This is a genomic window from Bacillus sp. EU55 (assembly GCF_038005925.1).
In the GTDB taxonomy this organism is placed as follows: domain Bacteria; phylum Bacillota; class Bacilli; order Bacillales; family Bacillaceae; genus Bacillus; species Bacillus velezensis.
In genome coordinates, this window is the sequence record NZ_JBBOUE010000001.1 from 215,785 (window position 1) to 236,555 (window position 20,771).

Genomic DNA, 20,771 nt, shown 5'->3' on the forward strand with positions numbered 1-20,771 from the left:
AAACATATGACGAAAGTAATATCCATATCGAGTACGAAAGTGAATAGAAAACAAGGATTGCCGAGAGTAGAATAAGTGCAGACATGACACAAGGAGTGCTGCATGAATGCTCGAATTAACGGATTTGACAAAGAAGTACGGCGATTTTACCGCTGTCAATCATATATCACTGCGCGTCGAAAAAGGCGAGATATTCGGTCTGCTGGGACCAAACGGCGCCGGTAAATCAACAACGGTGTCGATGATCAGCACCGTGCTCCCGCCGACGGGCGGAACAATCTGCATTGACGGAACCTCATTACAGGAGCAGCCTGCGGCCATAAAAAAAGTGATGGGAGTCGTCCCGCAGGAAATCGCTTTATATCAAGCGTTAAGCGCAAAGGATAATTTGGCTTTTTTCGGGAGTCTGTACGGACTGTCCGGTAGGGAACTTTGTAAACGGGTTGATGAAGTGCTGGACATCATCGAATTACAGGAACAGCGAAATCAAAGGATATCTGAGTTTTCAGGCGGCATGAAAAGACGGGTGAATATCGGGGCCGCGCTAATGAATGAACCGAAACTATTCATTTTAGATGAACCGACCGTCGGAATTGATCCGCAATCCAGACATCATATTCTTGAAACCGTGAAGACGTTAAATCAAGAAAAAGGGATGACCGTCATCTACACGAGTCATTACATGGAAGAGGTCGAATACCTCTGTGAAAAAGCGGCGATCATGGATCACGGCTCAATCATTGCCTGCGGGACGAAAGACGAATTGAAGCAGTCAGCCAAAGCCTCTGATACCCTGATCGTGAATGCAGAGGGGCTGAATGATGATGCCGTTAAAAAAATCCGCCGCATTCCCGGTGTTGCCGAGGCTGCTGTCAGCCAGCAGACCATTACGATGCTCGTCTCTGCGGCAGATCGCAATATCCTTGATATTGCGGATGATATCAGGAAAACCGGTATCACCATTAAGGGCATTCATTTCGAGGAAGCCAATCTGGAAAGCATTTTCCTCCGGCTCACCGGCAAAACGCTGCGGGATTCATAGGGGGCGTCATGAAAATATTATTCAGGCTGATCTTATTAGATTTTCGGTTATTGGCCGGAGCAAAGTCTTTCTATATAAAACTGATTCTGTTTCCGGCACTGATGATTTTTATTTTAGGAACGGTTTTTCACGGCGATTCGAAAGTGAAGCCATTTCAGACCGCGTTTTATAATGCGGATCACGCGGAGAGTTCTTTAGGCGACGTATTAAAAAATGACGTGCTGAAACAAACTGATCTCATCCGTGTAAAAGACATAGGCAGTTACCAAGAAGGGAAACAGCTTGTCGAAAGCGGCAAAGTCTCCGTTTTTGTATACGTGCCGAAAGGCTTTGCAAAAGCGGCAGAACACAATGAAAAAACAAGTATCAAAGTCATCTCGGACCAACAAGGCTCTGTAAACGGAGACATTGTGGAAATGATGGCTGATTCGTTTGTCACCAGAGTAAAAGCGGAGATCAGTGAAGAAAAAGCGGTGCTGAAGAAGTCGGAACATCTGTCAAAGGGAGATGCCAGCAAAATCATCAGCGGCCTTTCGGGTGAACGTGAACAGGCTGTCACCATTCCGAAACAGTCGGCCGGCAATCACGCGGCCCCGATTGATGCGATGCAGTATTATTCAATCGCAATGGTCGTCATGTTCTCCATTATGACCGCGTTTGCGCTCATTCACGGGATAGTGGAAGAGAGACAGCAGCACACGTTATTCAGAATCAAATCAATGCCTGTTTTACGTATCCAGTATGTGGCGGGTAAGCTTTTGGGAATCATGCTTGCCATCCTTATGCAAATGGCTGCCGTCATCATCGCAAGCAGCATCTTGTATCAGGTAAAATGGGGCAATTTGTTTGAAATATTGCTGGTTACGATTGTTTATTCATTTGCGATCGGCAGTATCGTGCTTCTTTGGGGGGTTGCTGCAAAAAACCACGAGACCGTCTCAAGCATGGCGGCTCCCATTTTATACGGATTCAGTTTTTTAGGCGGAAGCTTTATCGCAAAAGACGGCTTGCCTGACAGTTTGAAAATCGTGCAGGAGCTGATACCGAACGGCAAAGCGATCAACAGCTATGTCAGTGTCACGCAGCATGCCGGTCTGAGCGGTATTCTGGCGGATTTGGCAGAGCTTGCCGCCACCGGCGCCGTGTTTTTATGTTTGACCATCTGGGTGTTTAAACGGAAGGAGGCTGTTTCATGACGCAGCTGTTATTCATGATCAGACATCAGCTGAAACTGATGCTGCAAAATCGGGCTGCCATCTTTGCGACGATTTCCGCCCCGCTCCTTCTCACATATTTCTTTTCCTTTTCTGCGGATGGCAGTCAGCAGAAGGAAGTATATGTAGCTGATAAGGATCAGAGCGCCTATTCAGCGCAATTTATGAAAATGATTCAGACAGCCGGCCATATAAAAGTCACGAAGGTCACGGAGGACGTATTAAAAACAAAGGTTAATCATCAGGATATTTCCTTCGGATTGCTGATCGGCTCTCATTTTGAAGAAAAATTATTTTCCGGAGATGAATTGAACGTTTCATTTATTCAGAATGAAGAAAAGGGTGATGCTGTTTTGACAGAGCAGCTGATTGCGCAGCAGGCGGGCGCGCTGAAAAAAATAGTCCGCGATGCAAAAGTGATATCCCGCACGCTGCACACCGACGGGAAGCAGGCGGCAGCTGATCTCTTGAAGGATATTCAGGATCATTCCGCCGTCAATGTTGACCGCCATCACGTTTATGAAGGCGGACAGGCAGCCGACAGGCTTATCGGATTTTTAGTGATGTTTATCTGGTTCGTTGCAGTCCAAAGCCTGCGATCATTTATAGATGAACAAGAAAATCATACATATGACAGATTGCTGAGCACGCCCGTTTCCTATACGGCATATGCAATCTCTAAGTTTGCGGCGGCGTATCTTTTCGGACTTCTCCATATTATCGTGATCCTCGCTGCCGGAACATTCATGCTGCATATCCGTTTTGCTGATCATGTTTTTGCTGCGGGAGCGGTGCTTGCGGCCTGCTCGTTTGCGCTGACTGCTGTAACGATGGCCGTGATACCGTTCATGAAGAGCCAAAAGCAATTCACGTCGCTTGCTTCCGTTTTTATAGCTGTCACGGGTTTATTGGGAGGGGCTTTCTTCACTTTAGACGCGGCTCCGGAGTACATGCGGATGCTGTCGTTGTTTACTCCTGAAAAATGGGCGATCGGCTCATTTCAAAACAATGGCGGAGGCAGCATGCAGATCGTGCCGCTGAGCCTGTTTCTTGCTGCCGGTGCAGCGTCATTAGTCTTATCACTTTATATGATAAACCGTCATATGAAAAAAAACGGTTAGAAGGGTGGCTGCTTTGTATATGGCAGAAATAATCGGAATCATAGAATTGCTCGCGGGAGCCGCAATGAACGTATGGATCGGGAGGCTCGGAAAAACCTTTTTCGGTAATGATGACAGAAGTTCGAGAGTCGTGTTAAGAATCTGCGGCATCTTTCTCATGATCAACGGCGTTTCAAGAGCGTTTCATATCTAGTTCACAAAGTGTTCCGGACTCTTTTATAAAATGTAATCTTTTTCCTTGTAAATCGTGTAAAATAGTATAGGATTCTACGAAAAGAATTAGAGGGGGAAAAAACATGAAAAAGAGACTCGTTACGCTATTCGCGGCGGCCGCCGCTGTTTTGTTGCTTGTGAGCTGGTTGTGGGCTCCATCAGCGTCTGCGGCGCCGGCTCCTGCTTTAACACAAATCCGTATTATCGGTGTGACGTCTGACGGTCAGAGTTACCAATGGGAAAATATCGGGCCGAACCAAATCAGCGCATCAAAACCGATGAAGGGTACAACGGGTTATTTAGCCGTATATTTCCAAGGGTATCCGAACAATAACACGATCCAGGCGTTTAACAACGGAACGAATATTACAAATCTTACGTCAAAAGCGCTGGAAGATGAATATACGAAAAACGGCAATATCGTTACAGGCTATATTAAATATTACAGTGTTCCTCTTTCTTATGTCAGTTCAGGAACGTTCTCTTTCTCCGCAACGGGGCTGAACGGGCCGTACACACCGTTAAGCAGCGGATTTTTCTCCATTCAGGTACAGAGTTAAAACAGCCGCCCGGTGCTTTCATGTATAGTTTTTCTCTCTTTCCGGGAAGCTATTCCTAAAGAAAAGGGAGGGCTTACATGATGGACAGGACACTCGGATATTTGCGCGAGTCGCTTTCGAACCACTTGGAGCATGATGTGTGCCGAGGGATTTATAAAAAGCTTCAGGTGAAGCATTATGAAAATGAGGGCGAGTTTGTGAAAGATCTAAATGATTTGGAAATGGATGCGCTGAATCAGGTGCTTGAAAAGGAAATCAAATATGCTGAGAACGAGCAGGATGAGAAGCGCACGATGGAATTGAATGAAGTATATGAGCTCCTGTTTTAAAAAGCCTCCCGGCGGTCGGGAGGCTTTTTATTGTTTCGGAAACAGTTTACAGAATCATCCAACCCTTTGTATAATGGATAGTTGTGAAAAAAACAGACGGAGGAGAAACATGAACGAAATAAAAAAACAGACGGTTCTTGAGTTATCATCGGTTGAAAAAGCTTTGGTTTTTCTGGTGCCGCCATTATTGGGGCTGGTCATCGGATGGTTTCTGCCGGTCATTGCGAAGTGGGCCGTAACATTGGATTGGCTGCCTGTTATCGGGCCGCTGGAAATGATCGCTTCTTTTCACGGATGGAAGGCTGCGGCTGTCATCGCCGTTATCGGCTTAATCGGGGGAATGTGGCTGACGCGGACTGTTTTTAAAGAATGTCTTACGGCGGTCGTGACGGACAGCGAGGTGTCCTTAACCATATATAATGAAGAAAGCGTGTTTTCGAAAGACAGCATTTCCGGTGTGTTTACGGATGAGAAGTATCTTGTCTTATTAGGCACTGAAGGACAGGAGCTTTTTCGGGAGAAGCTTGAGCCGGCGGTTGAAAAAGCGGCTGATGCGTTTCGCGCGCATGGGTATGTCTGGCTGGGGACGGAAGATCCTTTTAAAGAAGAATACAAACGGTGGGTGCCGGACACGCCGGATTTGGAGCCGGGGGCAAATGCTCTTTTAAAAGCGAGAGAAAAGGCGCTGAAAGAGGAGGAAAAGGCTGATGCGAAAGAGCTGAAAGCGGAAATATCCAAACTGGGCATTACTGTGCGGGAGAAAGGATCGCGCCAATATTGGCGGACCTATAAAACGCCGTCTGCATAAAAAAAGCTGCCGCCGTTTGATACGGCCGGGCAGCCCGGGAACAGATTATTTCTTCTTGTCATCATAATATTGAACCGGGTACATGGAGCCTTCGGATACCATTTTGTTATCTTCAATATCTTCGGGATGCGGGTTGCCTGCTTTGTTGACGGGGAATGATTCAATATCCTGCTTCCCGGAGAGCGATGTTTTCATATTGCGGATAAAGTTCATCACCTTTTGGCGGTTTGATTTATCTTTGAGCAGGTAGGAAGTCACTCCGACAGTCGACACGGCAAGTCCTGAAATGAGCAGTTTTTGTTTCACGATAAAAACTCCTTTCTATTTCTGGCTTGCAGTAGTTATTCCCGCTTAACGGCTGTTTAAACATCTGAAGGGTAATTTTGGCTTTCCGCTTTAATGCGATAAAGATTGACAAATCTATTTTCAGAATAATATTATAAATATAGCGCTGGAGTCATATTTTAATTGGAAGGTGTTAACTTTATGAATCAATTACATCGCAGAATGGGAACGTTTGCACTCATGATGGTCGGACTTGGGTCGATGATTGGCTCCGGCTGGTTATTCGGGGCGTGGCGGGCGGCTCAGATTGCGGGACCTGCCGCAATTATTTCCTGGATTATCGGTATGATCGTTATTTTGTTTATCGCACTTTCTTACAGTGAATTGGGTTCAATGTTCCCGGAAGCCGGGGGAATGGTAAAATATACTCAATATTCTCACGGATCATTTATTGGATTTATCGCAGGATGGGCAAACTGGATTGCGATTGTTTCCGTTATTCCGGTGGAGGCGGTTGCGTCTGTTCAATATATGAGCTCATGGCCGTGGGAATGGGCAAAATGGACAAGCAATCTCGTTCACAACGGCACTCTTACGGGAGAGGGGCTCGGCTTCGCATCCGTATTACTGATTATTTACTTTTTACTGAATTTTTTGACAGTTAACTTATTTTCAAAAGCGAATTCATTGATTACCATATTTAAAATCATTATTCCGGGGCTGACAATCGGAGCGCTGCTGTTTACCGGTTTTCACGGCGGAAACTTCACATCCGGTTCAAGCATTGCGCCGAACGGCTGGGCAAGCGTGCTGACGGCGGTGGCCACATCAGGTATCGTATTTGCGTTTAACGGGTTTCAAAGCCCGATTAACATGGCCGGAGAAGCAAAAAATCCCGGCAAATCGATTCCGATTGCGGTTGTCGGTTCGCTGCTGGTCGCAACCGTCATTTACGTCCTATTGCAAATCGCATTTATCGGGGCGGTTGAACCTTCCATGATCGTTCACGGCTGGAGTCACCTGAACTTCAACTCTCCATTTGCCGATTTGGCGATCGCATTGAATATCAACTGGCTTGTCATTATTCTTTATGCGGACGCGTTCGTATCTCCGTCAGGAACGGGTATCACTTATACCGCTACGACGTCCCGCATGATTTACGGCATGGAAAAAAATAAATATATGCCGAGCATTTTCGGAAAGCTTCATCCGCTGTACGGCGTGCCGCGCCAAGCGATGATTTTCAATCTGATCGTATCGTTTATCTTTTTGTTTTTATTCAGAGGATGGGGCGTGCTTGCTGAAATCATTTCCGTTGCGACGCTGATTTCTTATATCACGGGTCCCGTGACGGTGATGACGCTGCGGCGGACGGCGGCGGATTTGTACCGGCCTCTCCGTCTGAAAGGCCTCAGCGTGGTTGCACCGCTCGGCTTCGTGTTCGCGTCTCTCGTGCTGTATTGGGCGCGCTGGCCGTTAACAGGGCAGGTGCTGTTTATCATTTTGATCGGCCTTCCGATTTATTTCTACTACCAAGCGAAAGCGAAGTGGAAAGGATTCCGCAGAAACTTTAAAGGCGGCGTCTGGATGGTTGTCTATCTGCTCAGCATGATGGTCATTTCATGGCTCGGAAGTGAAAAATTCGGCGGTCTGAACATCATTCCGTACGGCTGGGATATGGGGCTGATCGCAATCGTTGCCCTTGCCTTCTATGCGTGGGCGCTGAAGAGCGGATTCAAGACTGAGTATTTGAAAGACGCCAAAGCAATCAATGATCAATTAAAAGGCGGACAGGCGGAAGCTGCTGCCGGAAAAGAATAAGTTATAAAAAGTTGAAGTTTTTGAGAGTCTGGGCCTGTAAGCGCAGGACAAAGGCACCTTTAAGTTGAAAAGCAGGTATCATACCTGAAAACGACTTAGAGGTGTTTTTTTATGGGTAAAATTAAAAATCCGCAAAGTATCGTATTTAGGATTAAATGAAGTGAGCTTTCCAAATTCAAAGAGAAATGAATCAAAGCATTTGTTAGGGATCTTATGGAAAATTCGATTTAATTATTGGAAATATTCCATCTTATTATCTAGACTACGGTGGCTAGGTTTAAAAACACATTAAAATTTTTAACCCATATTTATAAAAGAAAGAAATTATGGTAAACTTTTAAAATTGGATTCGAATAATTCTGGACTTGTTTTTATATAGGAAACAATAATTTAGGAGAAAAAAGATGATATTTACTGTAGCTATTCCGGTTTATAATGATCAAAACACAATTAGAGATTGTCTCGATAGCGTAGTGAACCAAACAGTTGGAGAGGACAAACTTGAAATTATCTGTGTAAATGATGGTTCAACTGATAAAAGCGGTAATATTTTAGATGAATACATGAGCAAGTACAAGTTTATTAAAGTAATTCACCAGCAGAATAGCGGCGCACCTGGCAGACCGAGGAACAAAGCTATAGAAGCAGCAACAGGTGATTATATTTATTTTCTAGACGGAGATGATTATTTAGGACCTGAAGCTTTAGAAAAGATGGAAGAAAAAATAGTTCAGTATCAAAGTGATATAATTATCGGCCGTTATGAAGGAATTAATAGAGGTGTTCCTGTGGCTGTATTTAAAAAGAATCCAGATTGTTTTTCCTTCCCTGGTTCCAATGCTCTTTTTACTATGAGTGCTCAAAAGCTATTTAAACGGGAGTTATTAATTAAACATAATATTCGTTTTCCGGAACACTTCTCTCTAGGAGAAGATCAACCGTTTATGATTCAAGCGTATGCATATTCAAATTCCATAGCCCTTGTTAAAGATTACCCGTGTTATTATTTGACCAATCATCAAACAATAGGAAGGGTTCAACTTACTAAGAAACCATTATCAGGTAAAAGTTTTATGTTCAGAATCGAAGAAACATTGGCATCTATTGAATTACTGAACCTTGAAACAGATAAAAAACGGCTGATTTTCTTTCATTACTGGGAAAGGATTATGGAAGTGGAGTTAAGCGCTCTGATTTCAAAGTCTTTTCTAATTGAAGATAAAATCTATATTTTTAATACATTAAAGAAAATGCTTGACAAGTATCAATACTTAGATTACTACCAGCAGTTTTCTTCCCGCCATAAACTCTTATTACGTTTAATTGAGAAAGGACAATTGGAGGATTTAATTGCTTTCTGGTACGCTGAAAAACAACCTGGTAACATGGTAGTACAACATGGGAAGGTCTATCCAAAACCAGAATTAGCATACAATTTGGCCTTGCATGAGTCCATTTCCTTTCATCGTAATAATAAATTTGAAGGAGAAATAACAAAAATAGAGAAATTAGAGAATGCCGTTTTGTTAGAGGGTTTTTGTTATCATTCACATGTTGACTCCTCAAATGAGCGTTTATTTATCGAAGTCTCTTTGAGAGAACAAAAAGATAAAACAATTTCATTTCCAGCTTATAGAAGCCTTTTTGAAAAAAAATATCCTTTTGAAATAGATACGCAAATTATAAAAAAAGAAAAAGTTACTTATTTTTATGCATATATTTCTATAGAATCTTTACTCCATTTAAATAGCGAAGATGGTATATTAGATTTAAGATTAATTAGTAAGATAGAAGATTATACGAAATCATTGAGATTAAAATCGAAAGAAAGCGTTTATTTAAAAAATGCTTCTTATATTGCAAAAGGATGTAAAGAACCTATCGTTATAAACTCGTATCTAACTAAATGGGGTAATCTTTCTCTTGTTGTTAAACATCAAATGTTACATTTTAAAAACTTTGTGTTAACCTGCAGCGGTTCTAGGATTAAAGGACATTTTGATTGTGAAACAGATTTAAGTTTTGGAGAACAAAATTCTTTCCAGGTGAATTTTGGAAGGTTTCTTGTGTTTAAACCTGATGTGGTACTTAAAGATTCTACCCGAAAAAAAATGTCATATGATTTTAGTTTTGAAGTAACTAAGCAGGAGTTAAAACAAATTAAGCTAAAAAAGAATGCAGAAGTGATTATTGGTCATTTGCAACAAAGTGTTCCTGTTATTTATAAGGGCAAATCTATTAAAGCAAAAGTTAAGAATATACTAAGACCGTTATTTAAAGGGAGAAATATTTAAAATTAATATTATAAAACTGCACGCGATATACGTGCAGTTTTTGTTTTGAAATCTTTAGATTCGTAAACCTATTGATCCCTATTAGATTTAACAAAATTAAATATATCCGAATAGTTGGTAAACACACCGGTTACGCCCCAATTCAGCAGACGGCGCATGTCCGCTTCGCTGTTTACGGTGTAAGAATGAAGCAGAAGGCCGTGGCTGTCAGGAGACAAAAGGTTTCCTTTTCCCACCGCCGATACAGGCGTGACGATGAGTGACAATAAACCGAATGAAAGCAATACTAAAGCAAACAACTTATGTTTCCGCATGTTTTCTTCCGCCTTATCAATAACTGTCTTCCGTATTAAACAATGAATGTAAAAGATATGTTGGGCAACTATTAATCTTTTATGTGTTTCTTTCTTCTCCGTAACTTCATCCGTTTTCCTGTACTCCAAGTCAAAGTTTTAGAGACAAAACAAATAATTAACCACAGAGAAAATATAGTACGCAAGTCGTGTTTGAAATAATTGTATAATAAATTAAAATATAGAAAAATAAACAAATAATTGATGGTAATAAGTATGAAAAAGCGAAAATTTTTTGTAACATTCTGCATCGTCACTCCCTAAGTTTATTTAGGGAGTCATTATTATTTTAAGGAGTGAGATTATATTTGAACAAAATTAAGTGGTTAATTATAATTGCGGTCATAGTATTAATAGGTATATTTATATGTATCGGAACTTTTAAATATACTAATACAGTTTCTGATGTTAAACAAACTGAAACAGAAAAAGAAAAGAATTTCTTGAATGATAAAATTGCAGCTATATATTATTCAGCTACAATAGATTACCCTAAAGATGGGAGTTATACTGTATATATTGATGAAACAGGAAAAGCAACAGCTGTAAAAGGAGATGCTATTGAAGTTGGAACCATTGCACAAGATGAAAAAAACATAGTTAGACAGGACAAAAAAGAAGTTTATATGATGGGCGATAACTTCAAAAAATTCCCGATGCAACATCAAGTACATACAAGTTATGGGCAGTCATCGGGTCATTTAATAAAAGGGAATATCTTTTATTTTTTGAATAATCAAGAAGTCGGTAAAAACCATTATAATAGCTTAATCAGATGGGGTAACAGCAATGGATTTCATGAAAAAATTATTCCGGGTTTCTATACAAGTACCGGTAATGACGGTGAATATATTTACGTGATAAATGAAGATTCTTCAATCAAAACACCGACTTTCCAGGATGTTAAAATAGATAAAGACAAAGTTACAGTAGGGAAAGGAACAACAATTCCTATATTGAATGAAGAAAATTGGAGTGTTTATTCACAGATAATAGTTAAAAAAAGCTCAGCCTTCTTTATACTATATAACCAAACGGATAAATCAAACAAAGTACAATTCAAAGTAGCAGAAATAGATTTAAAGCATAATAAGTTTAAAGGGGCATATCCTTTAGGCAGTTATAATATCCCTGATGAAATTTCTCAACTGGCAATTCCTCTTTCCACTAATAACTTTTTTGTAAAAAATGACACTTTATATCATTTGGCAGCTAATTCAATACTTTATACTTTTGATCTGAAAAGTATGAAGCCGAAGAAAAAACTCCCATTACATAGATCAACAAAATTTGAAAACCAAGCAAAATTCACTTATTTTGATGAGTCTGAAATTTTCTTGTTAGAAATAAGCAAGGGTGGGAAATATGTGATTAATTCTTACTCTTATAAAAACGGAAAAAAATTAAAATCTACTCCTATCAGAGGACTTGAAAAAATTATTAACAATACCCATGTTTCTGAATATGACTTTTTTATGATTAAGAAAAACAAAGAAGTATGGGGTAATTAATATAATGGCTAGACAGCTGAGTGAGTATACTTAAGGGGAAATTAAATTCACAAAGGAGAATAATAATGGATGAGCTAGATCTTGCTTTTGGTATTTTACCACTTTCTATTATCGTCTTATCGATCATATTCACTTATATTTTCAAAAAAGTGTATATAATGCCGCTTGTCAGTATAGTTGTTTCTGTCATACTAATGTTTACTGTTTTTAATCTATCTTTCTGGGGATGGGTTGTTGTCTATGGTTTAGTATCACTTATATTATCGTCTATTACAAATAGTATAAGAAAGAAAATAGATAATAGAAATAAATAATTATATCCTTTTGTTTGTAAGGTATCATAGGTAATTCACAATTACAGTGATACCTTTAATTAATATAAAGGTGAATGTAAGCTTGAATAATATGCTCCGCCCGCTACATAACCCATGCTGGCGTTTGCATTATCGGGTGAAAAAACATGGGTTCGGCATCATCTCCGAACCCATGCTGGCTTTATGATTTGTATTCTTTTTTAACTTTTTGGAATATATCCGCATAGTTGGTAAACACACCGGTTACGCCCCAATTCAGCAGACGGCGCATGTCCGCCTCGCTGTTCACGGTATAAGGGTGAAGCAGAAGGCCGTGGCTGCGAATGTTTCGGACATTTTGAGCGTTCAGCGCTTTGTAATCCGGTCCGATTCCGACGGCATATGTTTTAATGTCCGTTAAATCTGTGTCAGTCATTGACGTCATCTGTTCCGCTTCAAGCAATTGGACGGCGGGAAGTTTCGGATCGAGCTGTTTGATTTTCAGAAGGCTGTCCCTGCTGAAAGACTGAATGATAACTTGTCCAAGTTTCGCATGCTTACCTGCCAATTTGTATTTTTTCAGTGAAGCGATCAGTTTTTCTTCCATACCCGGATATGTTTCGGGCGCCTTTGTTTCAATATAATAGTTTGCATGTCTGCCGAACCGTTTTAACACGTCATCAAGTGTGGGAACGCGAAGTCCGGCGTATTGCGGTTTTGCTTTTTCCGGATAGGCCTTATTGAACCAAGAGCCGGCGTCGAGCTTTTGAATCTCGGCTAATGTATGATCCTTCACCCAGCCTTGTCCGTTTGTGGTGCGGTCCAATTTTTCATCATGCATGACGATCAGCTTGCCGTCTTTTGTCATTTGTAAATCCAGCTCAATATAGTCAGCCTTCATTTTTTGCGCAGTTTCATAAGAAAGGATCGTGTGCTCCGGGACATACCCCGAAGCACCGCGATGGGCAATGGTCAAAATTCTGTCAGGAGACAAGAGGTTTCCTTTTCCCGCCGCCGATACAGGCGTGACGATGAATGACAATAAACCGAATGAAAGCAATACCAAAGCAAACAATTTATGTTTCCGCATGTTTTCTTCCCCCTTAAAAATCAATATCTGTCTCTAGTGTAGAAAATCGTTGTAAATGCTGTACTGCAAAAATATTAATCTTTTATGTTGTTTTCTTACACATGCTCCGCCCGCTTGCCCGTATTCCACGTCATAGCCAAGAAGACGATGGACAGCACGCATGAGGAGATAAGCATGATAAAGCCGCCGTTCCAGTCAAAGCGGTCTACGACATAACCCATGATGGCGTTGGCGAAAGCAGAGCCTCCGATGTCCGGTTAAGCCGGCTGCCGTTCCCGCCGCTTTTTTAGGCGCAAGGTCAATGGCCTGAAGCCCGATCAGCATGACAGGTCCATAGATTAAGAAGCCGATGCTGATCAGCGCGATATTATCGATGAGCGGATGACCGGCAGGGTTAAGCCAGTAGACCAATACAGCGATAAATACGCCGGCCATGAACAGTACGCCTGCCGGCGCGCGGCGGCTTTTGAAAAACCGGTCGCTGATCCAGCCGCACAAAATCGTTCCCGGAATTCCCGCATATTCATAAAGGAAATAAGACCATCTGGAGTCTTCAGGAGAGAATCCTTTCGCTTCCGTCAAATAAGTCGGCGCCCAGTCAACGACACCGTACCGCACGAAATAAACAAAGACATTGGCAAATGCGATATACCACAGAAATTTATTATTCAGCACGTATTTGAAAAGAATTTCTTTGGTCGTCATCTCTTTTTCCTGGTCTTTGAACGCATGTTTCGGATAGTCATTCCGGTATTCTTCAATCGGCGGAAGCCCGCAGGATTGCGGCGTGTCCCGAACGAGAAGAACAATCACAAATGAAATGACGATGGCGATAATCGCCGGAAAGAAAAACACGCTTTTCCAAGTAACAAACATGGCGATGCCGAGAGTCACGAGCGGGGCGAGAATACCTCCGCCTATGTTATGGGCGACATTCCATATCGACATTTTCGTGCCGCGTTCACTGATGGAAAACCAATGAGCCATCGTCCGTCCGCAAGGCGGCCAGCCCATCCCTTGAAACCATCCGTTAATAAACATAAAAATGAACATAATCGTCACGCTTGACGTGACCCATGGCATGGAAACAAATAAAATGTTTACGACACCTGACAAAAACAGACCTGTCGCAAGGAAATACCTCGGGTTGCAGCGGTCAGACACCATCCCCATAATAAATTTACTGAAGCCGTAAGCGATTGATACGGCCGCAAGCACCAAGCCGAGTTCCCCTTTTGAAAACCCTTGTTCCTGAAAATAAGGAATAGCGAAGGCAAAGTTTTTGCGAAGCAAATAATACCCGGCATACCCGATGAAAATCCCCAAAAATACTTGCAGCCTGAGCCGTTTATAGGCCGCATCCGTCTTTGAATCATCCAATCTCTCAATATGCGGAGCCGGCTTAAACAATTGAAACATCATATCCTCCCCTTTGCTGAACGTCTATCATGATGTATGTATGACTCCTTTCCTTGAAAATGACAAAAAGAACCAGAAATCACCCTTGTGAAAGGGCGGGGTTTCCTGGTTCTCCTCATCTCCATCCAAAAATCATTAACTTGTGTATGATAGCGCTTTCTTAAATTATCACAGTCTGACGTGAATGTAAACGCTTTAAGGAAAGTTTTCATTTTTTTGAATAAATAACCGGAGGGAATATCAGCCGGAGCGCGAAAGATTTGAAGTACTCGATTTTGTACTCAGGCATAAGATGTGTTAGGCCGAACTAAGAAAAGCGAAGGGAGTGCATCTGTTGATTGATGAATTGGATTTTGCGTTCGGTGTTCTGCCGCTTTGTATCATCATCTTGTCAGTCGCCGGAACGTATCTGTTTAAAAACGCGTTCATTATGCCGGCTGCCGCTTTAGCCGTTTGCCTTATATGCACATTTACCGTATTGAATGTCTCGTTTATCGGGTGGGCCGTCGTGTACACGCTTGTCTCTTTCGCGTTATCGCATATTACGATGGTGGTGATCAGCCAAAATAAAAAATAGGATCGGCGGCAGCCGATCCAGCTATCATAAGCAGAGATGCGCTCTCTGCTTTGTTTTATTTATGAATGTGCAGGAATTCCTTGATGACCGCGGTCTGTTCTTCTTTCGGATAGCTTCTGTACAGATGGCTGGTTAAGCGGACGGGGTCACCGAAGAAGTACCGCTCATATTGTGTCTGTCTTGTTCCGAAGGGGCTCATGGTCAAATCCCATGCGAGGCGGAACACTTTTACCCGGTCCTCAGCGTTCAATTCGGCCGCCTGCAAATATTGGTCAAGGTCTCCTCTGATGTCAGAACGGAACGCTTTTTCAGTCGGCAAAGTCACCATTCCGCTTGCCCCGATCAGCTGAATGATTTCCGTGAAGCGCGGGTAGATGTCGGGAAAAATCGCGCTGACCACACGAAGCGGAGTGACACTCGGACGCATATAACCCCATTCATCTGTTTCCGCATCATTCTCCGATTTTTCTAAAAGGGCTTTCATCGTTTCCAGACCGGTGATGATTTCAGCCATCTTAGCCTGAATATGCTGATATTCGCCCACATCTATTGCTTCGACAAGCGTTTGGGCGAGGCCCAGGAGAAACTCCGTCTTTACAATTTGTCTCGTGATAACTTGATGAAATGCGAAGGCGTTAAAAGAACTTTTCATATTAAAATCAAAAGCCGCCTCGTAATTATTATAAAAAAATACGCGTTCCCAAGGGACCAAAACGTGATCAAATACAACGATAGAATCCATTTCTTCATATCTTGAGCTGAGCGGATAATCAAACGCTGATTTTCCGAGTACGAAAGATTCCCTGCAGATGAATTTTACTCCCTTTGTATTGGAAGGGATTGAAAAAGCGAACGCTTCATCCGATTCAAAATACATTTTAGGCAGAGAAACCACGAGCACTTCATCCGTCAGGCCGCCTTGTGTGGCTAAAATCCGGGCGCCGTGTATGATGAGGCCTTTTTCATTTTTATCGACGACTTTTGCCGAGATAGGTGTCGGCGATACGTTTACACCCATTTGTGAACGATTCACCTGAGGGGTGATAAACGTGTGCGTAAAAGAAAGATCCTGAGCAGCAGCGCGTTCGTACAGCGCTTGAACATGTTCCGGAAAACAATGATCGCGGTCTTTCAAAAGCGCGGCGGAGGAGGCGAAGCTCATCAGCACGGTATTCATATAATCCGGGCTTCGTCCCATCATTCCGTGCGTGTGTCTGGCCCAATGTTCGAACATGTTTCTTCTTCTTTTTACGTCTTCTTTCGTTTTCGGCTGCAGGTATGAAAGCCCGGCCCGTTCTTTTTTACCGGGAAGACTGTAAGTCATTTGATCTTTCATATCCGGTTTCGTTTGCAAATCATAAAGAGAGCGCTTCGTTTCCAGAAGGCCCTTAAATGCGGGATGTTCAGAAATCTGTCCCTCGATCTTTTCACCATCAAGCCAAATCTCATTTCCAAGCTGATTTAATCGGTCAATGAACATTTTGCCATTAATGATACCCATCATGTCGCCCTTCTTTCTTTGCAGATCCACTACCTCATTATATTGAAAACGAAATTGGGTGTTCCGGTTATTTCCAAAGGGGAAGAGCCTTTTTTGATAAGGGGGGTGAAGGGATTGCATAATAAAAAAACCCCTTAAGCAGAGGGGTTTTTAACTGATCATGTCTTTGTATCGTTGTTCGAGGACAAAGTCTATCATTCCGGTGATACGGGTGTTTTCAGCGTTCTTTGTAAAGTGAGGAATGGAGTGCAAAGGCCCTTTTTGGTATAGTTTCAGCAGTTTTATTAGATATATTAAGCCCCTGGCGAATAAAAAAAGCAGGAGATACGGAAGCAGGCGGGGAACATGAACATAGCTGACTTGACCTGAGAAAAGTGCAGTCAGAAACATAGCAATAACGCTTCCGATAAAAATCCATTTCATAAAATCAAATAATGAGGAGTCAGGTTTGGAAAACTGATTTTTCAGCTTGAATAACTTCTCAGTATCTTGTTCTTCAAGACATTTCATCAGTTCTTCATCATTTTTACAAGAGCTAATCTGCTTCATGCTTTCTTCGAGTGTATCATCACTTTGTTTACCGCCCGCTAAAGAAGCCAGTGTACGATATTTCTTTTCCAGATTTGTATTTATCATATTTATAACCCGGAAGGAGTAAGTGTTTCTTCTTAAGCGGCTGTCAGGTAACCGGTCTTTCTTTTCGCGCGAAAAAAACATATAAAACGCGACAATACATCCGATTGTAAACAGTGAAAACACTGCCGGCAACAGATCAGATAAAATGGGAACAGGTATGAGTGTTTTGACTTGAATAAACAAGAATGAAGTGAAGATCAACGCCATCACTATACAGCAAAAAGCAATCTTCATGAGCATTTGAAAAGGAAGAGCCGGAGCAGAGTAATAGTACTTTAAAAGACTGAGCGTATGTACATCCTGTTCAGCTAAAAAGTCCATCATTTCTTGTTCATTCTTACATTTTAACAATCTTTGTGCGGTTTGCTTTGCTGTGTTAAATGCAGATTGATTTTCATTCAATGAGTGAAACCTCCAAAAAAATAATAGGAATAAAACTGCATGAATGAGATATTCATGCAGTTTTTCTTTGATTAGTAGAGATCAGTCATATAAGCGTAAAGAGCTAACAAAAATACGGCAAATTCAGTTACCGTTTCTACAGTTTTATTCCCAGTCGGTTTTTCAACTGTAAGGATTTTAGAGGTAAAATAGAAAGCAGACAGGCCTGCAACAATAACGAGGCCTGAAGGGAGAAGATCCCAGTCCTTCGCTAATTCACTTTCTGCAGCTGAAACCGGTACACCTTTATACGTTTTAATTCTAAACGTAAACATGGTCGTAAGTCCAGTTGTGGACCCATCGGCAACTGGAATGTCAGGTGTATAGATTTTAATTGAAACATCTAATGATTGAGCAGATGGGGTCACTGCCATTTCCAGATAACCGTTTCTTACAGATAGGCTCAGATTGTCTAATAAATTTTGATAAGAACGGATGTCTGAAGCCGTAAGTATTGTTTGTGTATCTCCCAGTAAACCAGTAACATATGCCCCGGGCTTTCCATTCGTTATTGTCATTGTATTAGCAGACCCCTCACTTGGGATCGTATACAGAATTGAAGTAGACAATAAGATATCTAAAGTTGGAGAGGCTAAAATGGTTTCGGTTGTACCGAATTCGAACATCATATTGGCAAGACCGGATGCATTCTCTAAATCTGGAATTGTTGACAGGATATTGGTTAATGTGTTTAGTCTTGCATCATACACAGGATCAGAAGGCGGATGGACGCTGCTTGCACCCGAGTCTTTTCCGGAGTATCCGTCTTTGTCAATGGCGACTTTTCCCGCTCCGCTTCCGATCGTTCCTTCATAAAATTGATCAAAAGCCCAGTTTTTCGGCATCGGGTATCCGAGGTTGCCGCTGAATCCGGTCGACATGTTAGCCGTAAAGCTATATTTGGTCAGACCTGCTTCTGACGTCCGGATACAAATGTTTCTCGGTCCGTATACCCCGATTTCATATTTCGGCGCAGTTGAGAACGCCTGCATTTTCATAAAAGCTGACTTGATTTCTTGAAAGTAAGGGATGATTTTATCTGTGACTTCATAATCATACGCATCGAAATCGACGGCAAAGTAAATGGTCGTTCCTGACGGGAAGCCTAATCTTCGGGCGGCTGATGCAGCGCTGTACGCATCTCTCGTTCCTTGGTCTTTTACAAAATAAGAAGATTCATAGCCGCCGTCCTGATAAATCGGAAATACGCTTAAGCCGGCATTGAAAATCGTGGAAAGTTCTTTTGACGTTAACGCTTTCGATGTCAGTCCGCTGCTTGTCCGCACATTCCCGGTCAGATATCTTCCCACGATCTTATAGCCATTCTCACGCAAAGTTTTAGCCGTATCTGCCGTCAAAATGGCAGCGGTGTCACAAGCTGAAGCAGCACGGGTTGTGTCGCCTGAGCTTGATAATAAAGCTTTAATCGTCGGCATGTCCGCATAACCAGTCTGCGGCAGGCACATAAACTTTTGGAAAGCTTTCACTGCCGAGACAACTCCGACGCCGTATTTTCCGTCGAATTCACCGGGATCAAACGCTTCCCCATTACAGTAAAGCGCGTATTGAACAATCAAAACAAAGCCTGTCCGTGAATCGCCGGGAGTCAAGGTAGGACATAAGCTGGTCGTTCCGTTTCCGAAAAATCCATTGGCGACGCTTGTGCTCATGCCTTCTTCTTTTTGCAGAGCATAAATGAGAGCCTTGTTTGTACCGCGGGCATATAAGCCGTCACAAGGCATCAAGCCGATGTAGTCATTGTAATCCCGGTTCAGGTTCTGCTGGATTTGGCGGATTCTTTTGTCGCCTCCCGCTACTAACCGAAAAGCGCTCATATCCAGCAAGGCTTTCATAATGAGTGCCGTGACGATGCCGTCTTGCTTAGTGAGCCCGGCCGCTTTTTGAAACTCTTTTACAGCGCTTTCGGTATTTTCATAGAAAACGCCTGAAAATCCGCCGGGGTTAAAACCTTTACACCACAGCGCCCCTTGCAGAATGTAATTCATGTTTGTCGGCTTAGAATCGGGAGCCTGCTTTTTCAGCGGTTTAAACAATCTTTGTGTCGTCGGTCCGAAGTTATCGGCGGGTTCTGAAATACCAAGCTCAATTTGAAGCGCCCGTGTCAGACCGTAAATGGTATCCCAGCCTGTTTTTCCGTTTTCCGGCACCTTGTTGTACCCGTGTCTGCCTTTGTACGTCTCATTCAGCCATTGTTGTGTTTCCAGGACCATTTCGTCCATTGCAATCCCTCCATTATGTGTAGTGTGCGTTCATTCATAGGTGGCAAATGTATGACAGTTTGTCATGGGTTTATGAGTTTGTTCAAGCAGGGACAGCCCCATCATACAATCGCAGCACAAACGCCGAAAGAGAGGCATTGATAGGAAAAGATCTCTCTATGACAATTGATACAATAACAGCAAAATAGATAGCGGTTTAAAGTAACTTTATCACTTAGTCAAAAATAACAAGAATCATAAGTAGTAGTCATATAGTCATTTTCAGGGCTGTCATACCTCTTCCTGCAGTCAAAATGGTTAGTTGGACGGATTTATGATTGGCTATATTGTCATTAACATAAATAGGGTAAATAGTTACAGGAAGGAAGGATTTTCTCGATGAAAAGCAAAAAGATTTTTAAGTCGCTCATCATTATTTTTACTCTTTTAATCAGCGGAATTGGTTTTATGGGTTTTTCTTCTCCGCAAAAAGCAGAGGCTAAAGACTGGCTTCATACTTATAAAAGCGGGTATTTCACTAACTATGTGATCAATACATATCACCCTAAATTCACTAAAACGACAAAAAAGTACAGCTTGAGAGCCGTGACTTTTAAATCCAACAGTAAAGGGAAGGGCACGTATAAAATATACGTCCAAAAGCAAGTCAACGGCAAAGGTGCCTGGAAAACAATCAAAACCGCCAATGCAAAGAAAAATGGAACGACTTATTTTGAAACACCTTCGTTAAAAAAAGGGGCTTCATACAGATTTAAAATGGTCAATCAGGGTTCGAAAAAACGTGTCAATTATAGTGCAAGATGGATTGTATTCGCTTCATAATGCCGATTTTCCGGTCTATAAAGTTTTAGCTGCTGCAGCTGCGGCAGCTTTTTATTTTCTCCGGAGCTCAACCGCCAGGGAGCCCGCACCTGTCTCTTCGGGCGTACGTTTGTATTCACCGCATCATTCTGGATTATGCGGAAAGGTACATCGCTTCAATGATAAGCCAAATCCCGGGTTCTTTTGATTCGTTTGAAAATG

The 20,771-nt window shown here is 42.2% G+C and carries 18 protein-coding genes and 3 pseudogenes; 13 read left to right on the top strand and 8 right to left on the bottom strand.

Going from position 1 to position 20,771, the window contains the following annotated elements:
• Positions 1-106: 106 nt before the first annotated feature.
• From NYE50_RS01215 to NYE50_RS01245, 7 genes are all read left to right on the top strand, one after another.
• Positions 107-1,042, top strand: a complete 936-nt coding sequence (locus NYE50_RS01215) for an ABC transporter ATP-binding protein (protein WP_224443489.1) — start codon at positions 107-109, stop codon at positions 1,040-1,042.
• Positions 1,043-1,050: 8 nt separating this feature from the next.
• Positions 1,051-2,238: an ABC transporter permease gene (locus NYE50_RS01220; protein WP_021495321.1), complete on the top strand. Its 1,188-nt coding sequence runs from the start codon at positions 1,051-1,053 to the stop codon at positions 2,236-2,238.
• Positions 2,235-3,377: an ABC transporter permease gene (locus tag NYE50_RS01225; RefSeq protein WP_014416794.1), complete on the top strand. Its 1,143-nt coding sequence runs from the start codon at positions 2,235-2,237 to the stop codon at positions 3,375-3,377. The genes NYE50_RS01220 and NYE50_RS01225 overlap by 4 nt, the downstream gene beginning before the upstream one ends.
• A gap of 13 nt (positions 3,378-3,390) precedes the next feature.
• Positions 3,391-3,570, top strand: a complete 180-nt coding sequence (locus NYE50_RS01230; protein ID WP_159353727.1) for a hypothetical protein — start codon at positions 3,391-3,393, stop codon at positions 3,568-3,570.
• Positions 3,571-3,673: 103 nt separating this feature from the next.
• Positions 3,674-4,150 (top strand): DUF4879 domain-containing protein, encoded by a 477-nt coding sequence (locus tag NYE50_RS01235; RefSeq protein WP_224988740.1) that lies wholly within the window; start codon positions 3,674-3,676, stop codon positions 4,148-4,150.
• An 80-nt stretch (positions 4,151-4,230) separates the two neighbouring features.
• Positions 4,231-4,479, top strand: a complete 249-nt coding sequence (locus tag NYE50_RS01240; protein ID WP_029974790.1) for a sigma-G-dependent sporulation-specific acid-soluble spore protein CsgA — start codon at positions 4,231-4,233, stop codon at positions 4,477-4,479.
• Positions 4,480-4,588: 109 nt separating this feature from the next.
• Positions 4,589-5,287, top strand: a complete 699-nt coding sequence (locus NYE50_RS01245; RefSeq protein ID WP_100261577.1) for a YqeB family protein — start codon at positions 4,589-4,591, stop codon at positions 5,285-5,287.
• A 45-nt stretch (positions 5,288-5,332) separates the two neighbouring features.
• Here the strand turns inward: NYE50_RS01245 and NYE50_RS01250 are convergent, their stop codons facing one another.
• Positions 5,333-5,593, bottom strand: coding sequence for a hypothetical protein (locus tag NYE50_RS01250; protein WP_003156732.1), 261 nt, complete (start codon positions 5,591-5,593; stop codon positions 5,333-5,335).
• A 180-nt stretch (positions 5,594-5,773) separates the two neighbouring features.
• On the opposite strand from NYE50_RS01250, the gene NYE50_RS01255 reads away from it, so the two are divergent.
• Positions 5,774-7,393, top strand: coding sequence for an APC family permease (locus NYE50_RS01255; RefSeq protein ID WP_159353728.1), 1,620 nt, complete (start codon positions 5,774-5,776; stop codon positions 7,391-7,393).
• A gap of 404 nt (positions 7,394-7,797) precedes the next feature.
• Complete coding sequence (locus NYE50_RS01260) at positions 7,798-9,687, top strand: glycosyltransferase family 2 protein (protein WP_029973956.1); 1,890 nt, start codon at positions 7,798-7,800, stop codon at positions 9,685-9,687.
• Between the two features lie 68 nt (positions 9,688-9,755).
• Here the strand turns inward: NYE50_RS01260 and NYE50_RS01265 are convergent.
• Positions 9,756-9,896, bottom strand: a pseudogene (locus NYE50_RS01265) (glycerophosphodiester phosphodiesterase family protein); the annotation flags it as partial.
• A pseudogene (locus tag NYE50_RS21890) lies at positions 9,894-10,001 on the bottom strand (glycerophosphodiester phosphodiesterase); the annotation flags it as partial. The pseudogenes NYE50_RS21890 and NYE50_RS01265, both read right to left, overlap by 3 nt.
• A 347-nt stretch (positions 10,002-10,348) precedes the next feature.
• Between NYE50_RS21890 and NYE50_RS01270 the strand changes: the two are divergent.
• Positions 10,349-11,551 (top strand): hypothetical protein, encoded by a 1,203-nt coding sequence (locus NYE50_RS01270; protein WP_021495315.1) that lies wholly within the window; start codon positions 10,349-10,351, stop codon positions 11,549-11,551.
• A 65-nt stretch (positions 11,552-11,616) separates the two neighbouring features.
• The gene (locus NYE50_RS01275; RefSeq protein ID WP_031304552.1) at positions 11,617-11,865 is read left to right on the top strand and encodes a DUF2651 family protein; all 249 of its coding nucleotides are present in this window, start codon (positions 11,617-11,619) and stop codon (positions 11,863-11,865) included.
• A 181-nt stretch (positions 11,866-12,046) separates the two neighbouring features.
• Here NYE50_RS01275 and NYE50_RS01280 read toward each other — a convergent pair whose 3' ends face one another.
• Together NYE50_RS01280 and glpT are read right to left on the bottom strand one after the other, a co-directional pair.
• On the bottom strand, positions 12,047-12,934 hold the full coding sequence (locus tag NYE50_RS01280; RefSeq protein ID WP_014416802.1) for a glycerophosphodiester phosphodiesterase: 888 nt from the start codon (positions 12,932-12,934) through the stop codon (positions 12,047-12,049).
• A gap of 95 nt (positions 12,935-13,029) precedes the next feature.
• A pseudogene (gene glpT / locus NYE50_RS01285) lies at positions 13,030-14,353 on the bottom strand (glycerol-3-phosphate transporter).
• Between the two features lie 334 nt (positions 14,354-14,687).
• Between glpT and NYE50_RS01290 the strand changes: the two are divergent.
• Entirely contained in the window at positions 14,688-14,930 is a 243-nt protein-coding gene (locus NYE50_RS01290) for a DUF2651 family protein (RefSeq protein ID WP_109566659.1), read from the top strand.
• A 55-nt stretch (positions 14,931-14,985) separates the two neighbouring features.
• On the opposite strand, the gene hpaB is transcribed toward NYE50_RS01290, so the two are convergent.
• The 3 genes from hpaB to NYE50_RS01305 all read right to left on the bottom strand — a co-directional run bounded on the left by hpaB (position 14,986) and on the right by NYE50_RS01305 (position 19,748).
• Complete coding sequence (gene hpaB / locus NYE50_RS01295; RefSeq protein ID WP_182072780.1) at positions 14,986-16,431, bottom strand: 4-hydroxyphenylacetate 3-monooxygenase, oxygenase component; 1,446 nt, start codon at positions 16,429-16,431, stop codon at positions 14,986-14,988.
• Between the two features lie 150 nt (positions 16,432-16,581).
• Positions 16,582-17,469 (bottom strand): hypothetical protein, encoded by an 888-nt coding sequence (locus tag NYE50_RS01300; protein WP_029973953.1) that lies wholly within the window; start codon positions 17,467-17,469, stop codon positions 16,582-16,584.
• A 71-nt stretch (positions 17,470-17,540) separates the two neighbouring features.
• Entirely contained in the window at positions 17,541-19,748 is a 2,208-nt protein-coding gene (locus tag NYE50_RS01305; RefSeq protein ID WP_224988742.1) for a glycoside hydrolase domain-containing protein, read from the bottom strand.
• Between the two features lie 378 nt (positions 19,749-20,126).
• On the opposite strand from NYE50_RS01305, the gene NYE50_RS01310 reads away from it, so the two are divergent.
• Positions 20,127-20,570 (top strand): Ser-Thr-rich GPI-anchored membrane family protein, encoded by a 444-nt coding sequence (locus NYE50_RS01310; RefSeq protein WP_159353730.1) that lies wholly within the window; start codon positions 20,127-20,129, stop codon positions 20,568-20,570.
• Positions 20,571-20,771 lie beyond the last annotated feature (201 nt).

Coding starts and splice junctions, on each gene's coding strand:
- NYE50_RS01215 (WP_224443489.1), top strand. CDS start 107: ATGCTCGAATTAACGGATTTGACAAAGAAGTACGGCGATTTTACCGCT.
- NYE50_RS01220 (WP_021495321.1), top strand. CDS start 1,051: ATGAAAATATTATTCAGGCTGATCTTATTAGATTTTCGGTTATTGGCC.
- NYE50_RS01225 (WP_014416794.1), top strand. CDS start 2,235: ATGACGCAGCTGTTATTCATGATCAGACATCAGCTGAAACTGATGCTG.
- NYE50_RS01235 (WP_224988740.1), top strand. CDS start 3,674: ATGAAAAAGAGACTCGTTACGCTATTCGCGGCGGCCGCCGCTGTTTTG.
- NYE50_RS01240 (WP_029974790.1), top strand. CDS start 4,231: ATGGACAGGACACTCGGATATTTGCGCGAGTCGCTTTCGAACCACTTG.
- NYE50_RS01245 (WP_100261577.1), top strand. CDS start 4,589: ATGAACGAAATAAAAAAACAGACGGTTCTTGAGTTATCATCGGTTGAA.
- NYE50_RS01255 (WP_159353728.1), top strand. CDS start 5,774: ATGAATCAATTACATCGCAGAATGGGAACGTTTGCACTCATGATGGTC.
- NYE50_RS01260 (WP_029973956.1), top strand. CDS start 7,798: ATGATATTTACTGTAGCTATTCCGGTTTATAATGATCAAAACACAATT.
- NYE50_RS01275 (WP_031304552.1), top strand. CDS start 11,617: ATGGATGAGCTAGATCTTGCTTTTGGTATTTTACCACTTTCTATTATC.
- NYE50_RS01280 (WP_014416802.1), bottom strand. CDS start 12,934: ATGCGGAAACATAAATTGTTTGCTTTGGTATTGCTTTCATTCGGTTTA.
- hpaB (WP_182072780.1), bottom strand. CDS start 16,431: ATGGGTATCATTAATGGCAAAATGTTCATTGACCGATTAAATCAGCTT.
- NYE50_RS01305 (WP_224988742.1), bottom strand. CDS start 19,748: ATGGACGAAATGGTCCTGGAAACACAACAATGGCTGAATGAGACGTAC.
- NYE50_RS01310 (WP_159353730.1), top strand. CDS start 20,127: ATGAAAAGCAAAAAGATTTTTAAGTCGCTCATCATTATTTTTACTCTT.